The sequence below is a fragment of the Acetobacter sp. DmW_136 genome (assembly GCF_008690365.1).
In the GTDB taxonomy this organism is placed as follows: Bacteria; Pseudomonadota; Alphaproteobacteria; order Acetobacterales; family Acetobacteraceae; genus Acetobacter; species Acetobacter oryzifermentans.
Map to the genome: position 1 here is coordinate 32,878 of NZ_VHON01000037.1, position 13,485 is coordinate 46,362.

The following is a 13,485-nucleotide window of genomic DNA, read 5'->3' on the forward strand; positions in this document are numbered from 1 at the left end:
ACAGACATATGCTGCGGTAGCGCGTTTGTAAAAATGCGTTCTTAGGGCAGGGTTAATCCGCCTTCGCGCGTTACCAAGGCTTCCACACCCGGTACAATACGCTGGATTAAATCCCCCGCAGGTTGGGGCGTATTGGTGACAACATGGATGGAGGATGAAGCTGCAATGTCCTTGCGCGCTGCATCCAATGTTTCCCGCGCCTGTTCACGCCATCCGGGTGTGCGCTCTGTACCCAGTGCCGCCAGCCCGGCACGGGCAAGGGCGGCCAACCGGGTAGATGCCGCTAGTGCGGGTGTAAGCGCAGCATGGCGGGCTGCAACCTGATGAAACGCGGCATCATTATCCGCCCAGATGGTGAGTTGCCGTTCCAGCTCTGGCTTGAGTTCCACCTTGCCGTTTACAAAGGCAGCAGCCTCGGCATTAAACCTTTCAGCCTCAAAGCTATCTGGGCTGGCAATGTCTGATGGGGTGTTTAAATCCTGTTCCGTGGCCGTTTGCTTATGGCGGATTTGTAAAAATTCGTGGTTATGGGCGTAATTGCGTACGGGGGAAACAGCACTTAGCAGCACACGCGGGGCTTGTGTTTCACCCGCGGCAAGGCGGTCTAGCAGGGCATCTGCATCTTCGCGGCTTTTCAGGCCCATAAGATCCAGTTTATCCTGAGTCATCGCCAGCCTGCCATACAGGGTTTGAGGCACGCAGTTTTGTGGGGTAGACCAAAACCGCTCCGCCACGGCGGCCATGCGGGGCCATAGGCGGGCATCCAGCATGTCTTCATCCACCACTTCTGTCCACAATGCGCCTTCGGCCCCCAGTATCAGGGTTTTTTGCTGCTTTGTTAACGGGGGTACGGGGGCATCGGGTTTGGTGTCTGTGGGGGTGGCAATGGTGCCGCCGGGGCCAGTTGTTTGGGCTGCGGCCTGTGCCTCTGCGGCATCCTTGCGGGTGTCTAGCGGGTCTGTCTCATAATAGGCGGAGGCAGGCAGCAGCCTATCCAGATAATATGGGCCAGATACCACCACGGGCAGGCCTGCCTCTGCGGCTTTTGCTGTGTTGGCTGGGCCGCGCCAGCTTTCTATAATGGTGTGGGGCGGCACATTGGCCGCCAGAACCTCATCCCACCCCATAACGATTTTGCCATCGGCTTTGAGTATTTGCGCCACGCGGTTCGTAAAACTGGCTTGCAAATCAGCAGGTGTGGCAAAATGATGCGCCTGCATGTAGCGCGCAATGCGGGGTGTCAGTGTCCATTGTTTGGCCACCACCTCATCCCCACCAATATGGAATACGGGATCTGGAAACAGGGCGGACATTTCAGCATACAGCCCACGCACAAAACTGTAGGTGGCGGGGTTTGTGGGGTCTAGCGCCGCGCGGTTGATCTCGGCACGGTCTGTTGTGTTCATGGGTAGGACAGAGGCGTATTGTGGGTAGGCCAGCAGCATGGCAAAGCTGTGGCCCGGCGTATCAAATTCCGGCACAATGCGAATGCCTCTTTCTGCTGCATATTGCACCAGATTACGGATTTCGGCCTGCGTGTAATATTGCCCGTGGCTGCTGATTTTTTGCAGGCGCGGGTAATGCCTGCTTTCTACCCGAAATGCCGCGCCATCTGAAAGATGCAGGTGCAGTACATTCAATTTTACCATTTCCATGGCATCAAGCTGCCGCTCAATAGTGGGGATGGACATAAAGTGGCGGCTTACATCCAGCATCAGCCCGCGCCATGTAAAGCGTGGGCTATCCTGAATATGCGCCTGCGCCATAACCGGGCCTGTGGCCTCACGCCGTACAAGCTGCACAATGCTGGCCAAACCATGCAGCACACCAGCAGGGCCTTGCGCCGTTAGGGTTATGCCATCTGGCCCCACATCCAGCGTATAATCCTCCCGCATGGTGGGGGCGGGAAAACTGGCCTCACGCGCATACTGAATGTGGATGGGAAAAGTGTTTTGGTCTTTTCCCTTTTTTGCATTTTCTACATAAACCTCTTGCCCGGCCACTCCACTCATGCGGTTTGCAAAACGTTGCATGGCGCGGGTTAAAAGCGGGGTAGGGGGGCTTTGCCAGATAACCTGCCATTGGGCAGGCAAAGCAAAAGCAGATCCATCCGTTTGCAGCGTACTGGGTGCGGGCATGATAACCGGTGGCTGCGGTGCGTTAAACACTGCGGGCTGCGCGGCATCTGCTCTGGCAGGGGCAAGGTTTGCGCCAAAACCTGCCAGCACACCTACGGCGCACCCGGCGGCCAGAACACGTAAGCCAGTGCGGATGGAAAACCCCTTTATCATGCAATCGCCTTTCCGTGTGTGAGATTGCGGGCAAGTTGGCAGATCCATGTGGCATCACTATGCCATCCGGCCAGTTCTGCTGCTTTTAATACCGCACCACCAATAGGGGGCAGTGTAGCGGGGTGCGGTTTTGTGCCCAACAGGGATGTGACGGTTTGCAGCACAACGGGGTTGTGCATCACGCTACCGCCGTAGCTCCACGCCAAAGGCAGAGGAGAAGGCGGCAGGTTGCTTACCTGTTTGGCCGTTGCGTGGGCCAGTTCTGCCAGATGTCCGCCAGCGGCACGCAGTAGGGCTATGGCGTATGTTTCTTTGTTCTGAGCTAATGTGTGTACGGTTGCGGCTACATCGCCCACGGCGGAACGCGGGTGCGTGCGGGTGCGCAGCCATTCTCGCAGGGCGTCTGGTGCGGTGGGGCCTGTGGTGGGCAGGTTCAGGCTAAGGAGCAACGCTTGCGCAAAAGCGGCAAAAGGCACGGAAGGATCATCCAGATACCGCGTGGCATAGCCTAGCGCTTTGCGGCCTATCCAGTAACCGCCGCCTTCATCCCCCAAAAGCCAGCCCCAGCCACCAGCGCGTGCTGTTTGCCCGTTTGCCCCCACCGCCATGGCGACAGACCCGGTACCCGCCAACACAAACATCCCCGCTTGGCCCGCAAAGGCGGCGCGGTGTGCGGTTTCTACATCATTTTCTAACCACAGCTGCACATTGGGGCCAAGGGCTGCGCGGGCCACCTGTTCCTGCTGGGCGGAGGAAGGGCGTGCGGTATCATACCCTGCCATGCCCAGCACGGCAGATTGCAAAGTGGTGCGTGGCATTTGTGCCAGAAGGTGGCGCAGGTTTTCGGCCCATTCTGGCCTATCAAACGGGTTGCAACCGGGGCCAGTAGCCTGCGCCATTACGGTGGCATCTGGTGCTATTACCACCGCACGCGTATGGGTGCCGCCGCCATCCAGCGCCAGAATGGTGGGGTGGGCGGCCATTAGGCTGAGGCCTCTGCGGGGGTTTTTGCCGCAATACGCGCCAGAGCCTTGCGTAAATGCCCGCCACACAACGTTAAAAGCTGCCGGGCCTGCGGAACATCCAACCCGTGGCGCAGCAGTACGGCCAGCTTGATACTGCCGTTGGCGTGTTGCAGGGCATCTTCTGCCTGCGCTTGTGTGCAGCCCGTAAGATGGCGCAACATGCGGTGTGCGCGCCGCACCAGCTTGGCGTTAACAATGCGCATATCTACCATCTGCCCGCGCCATGTATGGCCCAAGCGGATCATTAACGTGGTGGACAGCAGATTAAGGGTTACTTTTTGCGCCGTACCGGCCTTCATACGGGTGGAGCCTGCCACCACTTCCGGCCCGGTTTGGATCAGCACCGGGTATTCAGTATTCAAAAGGCGTGTGTTTGGGCTGCATGACATGCCAATGCACAGGCTGCCTGCACCCTTGGCAGTTTCCAGCGCAGCGCAGGTATAAGGCGTGCCACCGCTGGCCGCCACGCCAATAACAACATCCTGCGCGGTGGGGGCATGGGCATTTATGGCGCGGCGGGCTTCAGCTTCATCATCTTCTGCCCCTTCAACGGGGTTAAATAGCGCGGCATCACCGCCTGCCAGCATGAGCACCAGCCGCTCAGCAGGCCAACCATAGGTGGGAATAAGCTCTACCCCATCTTGCAACCCAATACGGCCCGATGTGCCTGCGCCCACGTAAAACAGGCGGCCTCCGGCCTCTAACCGCGGTACGGCGGCTGTAATGGCGGCTTCCAGTTGTGGCAGGGCGGATTTTACAGCGGCAACGGCCCCAAGCTGGCTTTCCAGCAGGGCTTCCAGCACCGTGCCTGTAGGCCATATGTCCAGATCTGTGTAGCGGGCATCCAGCGTTTCTGTATGGGCAAGCGGAACAGAGGCAGGCTGGAGCATAACTGGAACCCTTTGTATAAAACTAATGGCGTATTTTCTTTTGTATCACATAGCGCAGGCCGACCAGTCCAAACAGTGTGATCATGCCCAGCACAATCAGCCAGACAAAAGCCAGCGGTTTGCCGTGGGGGTGCAGATACATCATGGCCAGCACCATAAGCGGTACGCTCAGGCCAAAGGCGGGGGCCAATATGCGCGCCTTTAGGCCCGGCCATGCCATGCCAGCTATAAAGCTGGCCAGCATGGGGCCATACCCACATGCGGCAATAGAAAGCCCAACCAGCACGGCAGACTGGCTGCCCTGTGCAAACATGCCCGCGCACACCACCAATGCCACAGCCCAGAACAAGGTAACAACCCGTGCAAACCCAAGGCCGGAAAGGCCAAGTTTGCGGGCCGCCCATGCGCAGGGGGCTGCAAAATCTCCCATTGTGGCGGCTGTCATGGCGGAAAGCGTGGCGGAGAGAGACCCCATAGTGGCTGCCAGTACGCCAGCCAGCATCAGCCCCCGTAAGCCGGAGGGCAGTTCCTGCGCGATATAGGCGGGAAAAATGGCATCTGGCGTGGCAAATCCAGCCTGATGCAAGGTGGCCCCACCATGATGTGCCCATAGCAGCACGCCCACGCCAGAAAGCAGCGCAAACAAAAGGCCCACTCCCACAGCGCTGCCCATAAGGGCCAGCCGTGCATCACGCAGGCAGCGGGCCGCCAATACGCGCTGTACCATAAGCTGATCTGTTCCGTGCGAGGCTACAGAAAGCACTGTGCCGCCCAAAAGAGCTGCCAGTGGCGTAAAGGAACTGGTGAAAGGTGGCGTATGGTTCACAAACAAATCAAACCGCCCCGCAGCATATAGCGTGTGCAGCACACCCGGAGGGGCTACCTGCCACAGCAGGGCAAGGCAGGCGGCAGAGCCAAACAGATACAGCCCGAACTGAATACTGTCTGACCACACAACAGCGCGCAGGCCACCGCACAGTGTATAAAACAGCGTAACCAGCATAATACCGCCCAGCAATGCAGCATGGGGCAGGCCCATATGTGCGGCATCCAACATAGCCGCCAGAGGCAACATGCCTGCAAACAGACGCACAGCTTCCGCCAGCAAGCGTGTGATTAAAAATGTAGAGGACGCCATACGCTGCATGGAAGCGCCAAAGCGCTGGCCCAGCCAATCATACGCGCTGAGCATTTTGCCTGATTGATAAAGGGGCAGAAACTTCCAGGCCACAATGGCGCGGCCTATCAGATACCCAAGGGCCAACCCCACAAAAACCATGCCGCTGCCATAGGCAATGCCGGGCACGCTGATAAGCGTAAGGGTAGAGGTTTCTGTTGCTACAAGGGAAAGGCAGAGTGCCCACCACGGCAGATCACCATGCCCTTCAAGGTATGCTGTGGCGGAGGTTTGGCGGCCAGCAAGCCCCAGCGCCAGAAGGGGCAGGGCTGTAAGGTACGCCAGCATGACCAGCAGATCGGCAAATGTCATATCTGGCGTAAGGGTTTTGGCATGATAGGGCGACGCTAAAAACTATTTTGGAAGAAGAAACAGTGCCAGCGTAGTTTTGCCGCCATGAAAGATCAACAGCTTAGGCGCATGATTTCTTACGTGGGAACTGGAGAAAAGGGCCGCCTTGGCGTGAGATGAAATTATCAGGCACCATATCTGCCTGTCCGGTTTGGCTATGTATGGGTTTGTGGCGCTGTTCCAGAACAGAATCACGCTGCTTTTAACGGGTAGGGGTTTGATGTTATGCGGCTATAATTATGGCAAACAATCTATGTCCTTTATGAAGGAAGCAAGCTTGACCTGACTGTTAATATCCAGACGAGTAAAAGCCTCCTTAATAGTTTGTCTGGCTGTGCCTTCAGTAATATTAAGCGTTTTAGCTATCTCCTTTACAGGAAGCCCATTGGCAATCATGCAAGAAATTTTGGATTGTGCAGGAGAAAGAAAGAAGTTTTTAAGTATTTTTTCTGTATTCTTATTGATATGGCAATCATGAATAATAAGGAACTTTGGGAAAAGAAGAGAAATATCCTGATTGTTTTTTTTAATGTTGTTGAAAAAACCGATTTTCGCAATAAATTTTTTCTGTGATTTTGTTGAGAACGTAACATATGTATCCTTTTCAGTAGAGTTTAACAATTTTTCTATTTTTATTTTAGAATCTTCATATTTGTTTTTGATTTTATTGTTTATAATAAAAATACCATATTGTTCCATATCTATCATCTTATGGTTTGCAAATAAAATATTGTTTTGTTTATCAAAAATGGCAATAGCATACGGCATATTGTCGATAAGGCATTGAAAGCAATCTTTTGTGTTTTTGTTATAATAGAAGTTATCCCCTATATTTATAGCCTGTATAATATGGGGAATAAGCGTGATCAGCTTTTTTTTGGATGTTGAAAGGGTATCGGCTGGGGCGTCGATTGGGTTTTGTATGGATAAAAGAAATTTTTTACCGCGAAAATTTTCAAAAAGGCAATTCTGTAGCCTGCGGACGCCAAAATCTTTGAGATATTCCTGATAAAATGGAGAGTGATCAAGCTCCTTATCTGTTAGAAAGCTATCGTCTATATAACAAAAATCTCCGGGCATACTTTGGGGTTTGTATGATCTTAGCGGAGATTTTCCGCTCCATTGAGAGTAATAAAGTAAGTCAGATTCTTCGTTTTTGCTGCTTCCATAACGCCATTGAACACAATCCGGGTCTAAAGGAACCAGTGCAGCCCCACCTTCATTGCTGCCGTTACAGTATTCTGCAATAGTGGCGAGTGATTTTTTCCATAGACTTCTATTGTCAATAGTTGCGTATATATTTTTTATTATTTCTGAAAGCATGTCTGTGAATATCCATTTTTGAGTAATACTTACTCAAAGAGTACACGGTTGCCCTCAACGGCACGCGCACAATAAGTTAATGCGATACAAACGCAATATACCATTTGGTATAATTATTTTTTTTTCAAACACACCCCATATGGTAGTGGATGATATTTTCCAAACAAAGCGTAATCGGCGCAGGCAAACCATGTAAAAGGGCACAACAAATGGCTGAGTCGATTATCTTTAAGCCGACCAACGGAAGTCAGTCGGTTATCGAGCCAGACAGCAACGGCGTTATCAGCATTAATGAAAGCGGCAGTATTATCGGGACTGCTTATATCACACCAACAGTTCCACTTTCTGATCCTACTCAAGCAACTACAGGCACTATTTCTATAAATAATAATGCTGTTGTTACAGCAACTAGCTGGAATGTTGGGGAAGCGTCCGGGAGCACTGCAACAGTTACCGTTTCAGATGGTGCATCATTAACGCTTGATAACTCAGATAAAATTGCAACAGGTTCCACCGTTGTGGTTGGTAATGGTGGCACGCTTATTCTGGGGGGCTATGCCACAACAACTTCCGGCTTGATTCAGTTTGGTGGGGACGGAGGCACAATTGAAGTTGCCGCCGGAACAACGCCAAGTATTATTGAATACATTACAAATATTTCTTCTGGTGATACCATTATTCTGGATGGTATGGCAGCCGATAACTATACGTATGTGAATGGTGTTTATACACTTACGGATAATGGGCAGCCTATTTCAGGTACGTCATCTTTTCAGCTACCTGAAGCAGATGAAGGTTCTACATTCACTGTTAAAACAGTTAACGGCAAAACCTACCTTACCGCTGATAAAATTGTTTGCTTTCTTGCTGGCAGCATGATCCGCACTTCCGAAGGGGATGTTGCGGTGGAAGATATCCAGATTGGTGATCAGGTTGTTACGTTCGATTGGAAAAACAACAAAGACATCACGCGTCCGGTTGTATGGGTTGGCAAGGCGCATGCCGTGGTGCGCGCAGGTCTGCCGGATGATGAGGCAGGCTACCCGGTGCGTATTCTTAAAGATGCCATTGCAGATGGCGTGCCCTACAAGGATATGCTGATTACCGCAGAACATTGCTTGTTCTTTGATGGCAAGTTTGTGCCAGTGCGGATGTTGGTAAATGGTGTATCCATTTTTTACGATAAGTCTATTCTCTCCTATGATTACTACCATGTAGAAACAGCACAGCATTCGGTTATCACTGCCGATGGTATGCTCACAGAAAGCTATCTGGATACGGGCAACCGTGCGTCTTTCCGTCAGGAAGGCAAGGTGGCAACCCTGCGCGGCGCTGTGCGGAACTGGACAAAAGATGCAGGCGCTCCACTTTGTGTGGATCGCGCTTTTGTTGAACCCCTGTTCCACAAGCTAGAAGCGCGTGAAAACAGTGTAACTGGGTGCCATGTGCCAGTAGAACAGGCTGTTATGGTCACAGATTCCAACCTGCATCTGGTTACGCAGGCAGGGGCAATTATTCGGCCAGTGCGGCAGGATGGCCAGCGTTACAGCTTTATGCTGCCTGCTCATACGCAGTCTGTGCGCATTGTCTCCCGCGCCAGCCGCCCGGCTGATGTTATCGGGCCGTTTGTGGATGATAGGCGCCAGATGGGCGTAGCTGTGGCGGATGTGCATTTTATCACAGCCAAAAACTTGCATACCATTACAGCGCATCTTCAGGCGGAAAAGCCCGAAGGCTGGCATGATACCGATTGGACAGATTGCGCATGGACAAACGGCAACGCCGTGCTGCCTATGGGTGATTTTACCAAAGGTAAAATGGGCCTTCTGTCCATGACCATTCGTGCCGCCGGGCCTTACCTGCTGCATGAGGCAGAGCAAAAAGCACAGGTTTTTTCTGCCTGATTTCAAAAGTTAAGGGCAATAACAGGCTCTACCTCTACCGGGGTGGGGCCTGTTTTATAATGATCGCGTGCTATTTGGGCAGGTTTTTCCAACACTCCAATGCACGTAGGCGGCCCAGCTTAAGGTCTACAATCGGGGGCGGGTAATTTAAATGTTGCGCGCTTTTCCAAGGGGTGTGGATGGTTTTGTTATCCAGCGCCGCCAGTTCTGGCACCCATGTACGAATATATTGGCCTAATGGATCATATTTTTCAGATTGGCCCACCGGGTTAAAAATACGGAACCACGGTGCCGCATCAATGCCTGTGCCAGCGCCCCATTGCCAGTTCATGGCGTTTACGGCGGCATCTGCATCCAACAGGTGTGCATAAAACCAGCGTTCTCCTTTTTGCCAGTCTGTCAGCAGATGTTTGGTTAAAAAGGAGGCCACAACCATGCGCACGCGGTTGTGCATCCAGCCCGTGCGGGCCAGTTGGCGCATACCGGCATCTACCAGCGGAAACCCCGTTTGCCCCTGCTGCCATGCTGCCAGATCTGTGGCATCCGTGCGCCACGGCATGTGGTTAAATTCAGCGCGCAGGTTGCGGGTGGCAAGGTCTGGTGTGGTGAACATCTGCATCCACGCAAAATCACGCCAGCCTAGTTCTGCCAAAAACTTTTCGGCATCTGTGGCCAGTTGTGGGTGCAGGTGTGCAGCATGGCGGATGGCATGCCAGATCTGGCGCACAGAAATCTGCCCCACCCGAATATAAGGTGAAAGCAGTGATGTTCCATGTGTGGCATCGGTTCTGTCTCGCTGTGTTTCATAATCTTCTAGCGCGTTTTCTATAAACCGGTGCAGGTTGGTGTGGGCACATTGTTCTCCGCTTGTCCAGCCGGGCAGGGCGGGGCGCATTTGCGTGCCAACGCGGCCAAGGCGCACGCCTTCTGGCAAATTGAGAGCGCGAGCAGGCACATAACTTTTACCGCGCATGTCTGGTACTGGCAGTGGTGGCGGCGGTTCTGGCAAATCCCGCGCGGCGCGCCACCATGCGGTAAACACACGGTATGGCTGGCCCGCCTGCGTGCGTATGGCCCAGGGTTCAAATAACAAACGGCCGGTGCAGGAGTGTACTGTCACCCCCTGTTTTTTCAGGCTTGCATGCACATCCGTATCTGCCGCAATGCCCGGCGCATCATACCGGCGGTTCCAGAACACATCTGTAGCATTTATGGCCTGCGCCAATGCGGGAACAGAAAGCCGCGTTGGGCCGGATAACATTAACAAAGTCTGTCCCTGTTTATGCAAACTGGTGGCCAGTTGCGCACACGCGGCTTGCGCCCAACCTGCAATGCGGGTGGTGGGGGCATCCTGCAAGGCGGCATCCTGTACATAGGCGCACAGCACGGGCTGCCCCGTTGCGCAGGCCGCGTGCAGGGCTGGGTTATCAGCCACGCGGTAATCATCTCGTAGCAAAACCAGAACAGGGGCGGGGGAGGGTGCATTAACCATACGCCATGTGGTGCCGGTATAGATGTGTACATGCAATGGGGTAGGCTGTATTTTGTGGCGGCGTTGTCTTTGGCAGTCGCTAGAGTGTGAAGGTGCCAAACTATAGCCATGCACGTTGTTGGTGCCGTAACATGCAACTGTAAACACGGCAGGAAAGGCGATTAGCCATGTCAGATTCTTTGTCAGGCAGCTGCGGTGCCGGTGGGTGCGGCCCGCGTGGCCCGCTTACCCCAGAGCAGGAGCAGATTCTGTTTGGCCACGGAACGGAGTATCCCGGTTCCAGCCCACTGAATCATGAAAAGCGCGAGGGGGCGTATCATTGCGCGGCCTGTGGGGCGCTGCTGTTCCGCTCTCACACCAAGTATGAAAGTGGTAGTGGCTGGCCTTCCTTTTGGGCGGCAGAACCCCACGCCGTTGCCACGCACAAAGATACCAGCCACGGTATGGTGCGCACAGAGGCCCATTGCGCACAGTGCGAAGGGCATTTGGGCCATGTTTTTCCTGATGGCCCACCCCCCACCGGCCAGCGTTATTGCATGAATGGTCTGGCGCTGGATTTTAGGCCAGATCCGCAACGGGCAACTTCTGCTGGAGGCGCCACCGCTATGGATCATACAAGTGGCTGGGCCTCTTGAAAGCAGCATGCCTGCTGCTTACGTGAGGGAGCATGACAACACATGCTCTGGCTCATACCGGGTTTTCCTCTTTCCAAAGTGGGCAGTCTGCACACGGGCAGCCCTCTGCGGATGCATTGCGCCGCCTTAAACGGGCGCGCCGTTTTGCGTGGTTGCTGGATGCTGCCATTAGGCTGCCCGGCACCCGCGTAAGGGTAGGGGCAGATGCCATTGTGGGGCTGGTGCCCGGCGGTGGCAGCACGGTTATGGGCCTGCTTTCCTTTTATGTGGTGTGGGAGGCATGGCGCATGGGCCTGCCCCCCAAACTGCTGCTGCGTATGATAAGCAATATTGCCATAGAAGCCGCCGTGGATGTGGTGCCTGTGGCGGGTGATCTGCTGGACATTGCCTTTAAGGCCAACATGCGCAACGTGGCCGTTATGGAAAGCTGGCTGGGTGTACCGCCCTCTGCTGCCACGCGCAAAAAATAAGGCATCGTTTTTAAAAAATATGCCTCATTGTCATAAGGGCTGCCCGGTGAGGTGGCCCTTTTGCATGTCTGGCACGTTAACAGGCTGTTTCAAAAGGGTCTAAATCACCCGAAAACGTGAGTCATACCCTACTGACTTGGGTAGCTTTACCCTTATGCAAAGTAAGCCGCAGATAGCAAAAAAGGCGGGGTATTCACCCCGCCTCCAAACAATTTTTAGTTGAAAAGACCTAATGCGCCACCAATGTCGCCTATGGGTCCCAAACTTTCTTTCAGCTTTTCTTTTTTGAACTGTTGCTGCTCTTGCTGCACTCGTTGCTGATATTCTTGATGAAAAGCATCAGAATGTGCTTTCGCCTCTTGTTGCTGCTGTTCATACGCATTGCTCTTGAAATAGGCTGGCGTAATAGCCTGAAGAACAGAAACAACAGGCTGACCCGACATATACGAAACATTCCAAACAGAAATGGTTTCAAATTTTGGATTGGATAGTTTTCCTGTGCAAACAGGGGTGCCGTCGGTCAATTTATGAGCGACATATCATCGGTTTCAGATATGTCGAGTGATCGTGCAAGCTGCTCTTTGGCGGCTTGCACTGCATCAGGTTTATCGCAGACGTTTTTCCCAAAGGCTTGGGTAGAACCTAGCAATAATCCCGCGCTAACGAGAATTATACCCGGTTTCATAGTTGCCTCATTTCATTGCCCTGCCAAGGGCATAGATGTGCCACCGACACCTCCTGGCGTCGGGCGGTTGGCAGCGTGTGAAACAAAGGTGAACTCACGCCCTACCTATTCCCGCAACAGTAAACAGCTCTCACCGTTCACCGCTGGACAATAAGTCCGGGTGTTCTATTTGGTAGGCCACCCGACATAGGGGCCACCTTGTTTCAGTGCGCTGCCAAGCGCGGCTACATAGTAGCATAGGCCGAAACTGGCAGCTAGGTTTCACTGTAAGCCCTTGATATAGAACGATATTAAAATAAAATTTAATTGACTTGGGTATGCCCTATCGTATAATAGGGAGATGATTGGCGTGGTGTGCATTTGATGGCCTACGATACTGATCTCACTGATGAACAGTGGGGGCTAATCAAACGTCACATTCCTCGCGCCAAGAAAGGCGGTCGGCCACGCGCAACCAATATGCGGCGCGTTGTTGATGCCATCCTGTATGTAGTCGTTCATGGCTGCAAGTGGCGCGGCTTGCCCAAAGAGTTCCCCCCGTGGGAGACCGTTTATCGCTACTTTGCTGAATTGCAGCAACGGGGCCGGTGGCGGCGTATCCATTATGACTTGTATGAGAGGGTGCGAAGGGCCGCAGGCAAAAACCCGCAACCGTCTTTGTTGGTAATCGACAGCCAAAGCGTCAAAACTGGCAAGTGTGCCAGTGCTGAGACCAAGGGCTATGACGGTGGCAAGCGCGTAAAAGGTCGCAAGAGGTTCATTGCCACCGATAGCCTTGGGCTACTGGTTGATGTCTCCGTGACCACGGCCAACCGCCATGACACCAAAGGCGGCAAAAAGGTCATGACCAAATACCGCAAACGGGCCAAAAATCCCCGTTTGAAGAAGGTGGTGGCAGACAAAGGGTTCAGAGGAACCATGTTTGCGGGGTATGTGAAATCAGCCTTCAAGGCCGTGGTAGAGATTGGACAAAACCACACCACAGCCAAGACTGGTTTTGTGCCCGTCAAAAACAGATGGGTGGTAGAACGTAGCTTCGCTTGGCTTGGTGATTGCAGGCGTCTTACGATTGACCAAGAGCGCACCATTTCCCATAGTTGCGGGATGGTGCGTTTGGCCTTCATACGCTTGATGCTGAGAAGGGTGGTGCCTGTTTAATGTGAGGGAATATATCTAAATTCTATCATTCTTTACGCTGTAAGTGGTTTCTGATATTTTAAAAGCAAATTGGAATGGTTACGT

Annotated in this window: 11 protein-coding genes; 4 read left to right on the forward strand and 7 right to left on the reverse strand. The window is 53.3% G+C overall.

Features of this window, described 5'->3' with window-relative positions:
• Positions 1–41: 41 nt before the first annotated feature.
• The 5 genes from FKW31_RS12180 to FKW31_RS12200 form a co-directional block, all read right to left on the reverse strand.
• On the reverse strand, positions 42–2,291 hold the full coding sequence (locus FKW31_RS12180; protein ID WP_150178662.1) for a beta-N-acetylhexosaminidase: 2,250 nt from the start codon (positions 2,289–2,291) through the stop codon (positions 42–44).
• Positions 2,288–3,274 (reverse strand): N-acetylglucosamine kinase, encoded by a 987-nt coding sequence (locus tag FKW31_RS12185; protein ID WP_150178663.1) that lies wholly within the window; start codon positions 3,272–3,274, stop codon positions 2,288–2,290. Before FKW31_RS12185 ends, FKW31_RS12180 begins: the two co-directional genes overlap by 4 nt.
• Positions 3,274–4,206 carry an N-acetylmuramic acid 6-phosphate etherase gene (locus FKW31_RS12190; protein WP_006116986.1) on the reverse strand — a complete coding sequence of 311 codons (933 nt, stop codon included), beginning with the start codon at positions 4,204–4,206 and terminating at the stop codon, positions 3,274–3,276. Before FKW31_RS12190 ends, FKW31_RS12185 begins: the two co-directional genes overlap by 1 nt.
• Positions 4,207–4,228: 22 nt before the next feature.
• On the reverse strand, positions 4,229–5,695 hold the full coding sequence (locus FKW31_RS12195) for a sodium:solute symporter (protein ID WP_150178664.1): 1,467 nt from the start codon (positions 5,693–5,695) through the stop codon (positions 4,229–4,231).
• 276 nt (positions 5,696–5,971) lie between these two features.
• The gene (locus FKW31_RS12200) at positions 5,972–7,057 is read right to left on the reverse strand and encodes a helix-turn-helix transcriptional regulator (RefSeq protein WP_150178665.1); all 1,086 of its coding nucleotides are present in this window, start codon (positions 7,055–7,057) and stop codon (positions 5,972–5,974) included.
• Positions 7,058–7,266: 209 nt separating this feature from the next.
• Between FKW31_RS12200 and FKW31_RS12205 the strand changes: the two genes are divergently transcribed.
• Positions 7,267–8,961 (forward strand): Hint domain-containing protein, encoded by a 1,695-nt coding sequence (locus tag FKW31_RS12205; protein ID WP_150178666.1) that lies wholly within the window; start codon positions 7,267–7,269, stop codon positions 8,959–8,961.
• Positions 8,962–9,031: 70 nt separating this feature from the next.
• Here the strand turns inward: FKW31_RS12205 and FKW31_RS12210 are convergent, their stop codons facing one another.
• Positions 9,032–10,453, reverse strand: coding sequence for a deoxyribodipyrimidine photo-lyase (locus FKW31_RS12210; protein WP_150178667.1), 1,422 nt, complete (start codon positions 10,451–10,453; stop codon positions 9,032–9,034).
• A gap of 167 nt (positions 10,454–10,620) precedes the next feature.
• Here FKW31_RS12210 and msrB point away from each other — a divergent pair, with 167 nt between their 5' ends.
• Together msrB and FKW31_RS12220 are read left to right on the forward strand one after the other, a co-directional pair.
• Positions 10,621–11,088, forward strand: coding sequence for a peptide-methionine (R)-S-oxide reductase MsrB (gene msrB / locus FKW31_RS12215; protein WP_006116991.1), 468 nt, complete (start codon positions 10,621–10,623; stop codon positions 11,086–11,088).
• Between the two features lie 32 nt (positions 11,089–11,120).
• The gene (locus FKW31_RS12220) at positions 11,121–11,558 is read left to right on the forward strand and encodes a DUF4112 domain-containing protein (protein WP_006116992.1); all 438 of its coding nucleotides are present in this window, start codon (positions 11,121–11,123) and stop codon (positions 11,556–11,558) included.
• Between the two features lie 215 nt (positions 11,559–11,773).
• On the opposite strand, the gene FKW31_RS12225 is transcribed toward FKW31_RS12220, so the two are convergent.
• Positions 11,774–12,082, reverse strand: coding sequence for a hypothetical protein (locus FKW31_RS12225; protein WP_150178668.1), 309 nt, complete (start codon positions 12,080–12,082; stop codon positions 11,774–11,776).
• Positions 12,083–12,606: 524 nt separating this feature from the next.
• On the opposite strand from FKW31_RS12225, the gene FKW31_RS12230 reads away from it, so the two are divergent.
• Positions 12,607–13,401, forward strand: coding sequence for an IS5 family transposase (locus FKW31_RS12230; protein WP_150178669.1), 795 nt, complete (start codon positions 12,607–12,609; stop codon positions 13,399–13,401).
• The last annotated feature ends 84 nt before the right edge of the window (positions 13,402–13,485 follow it).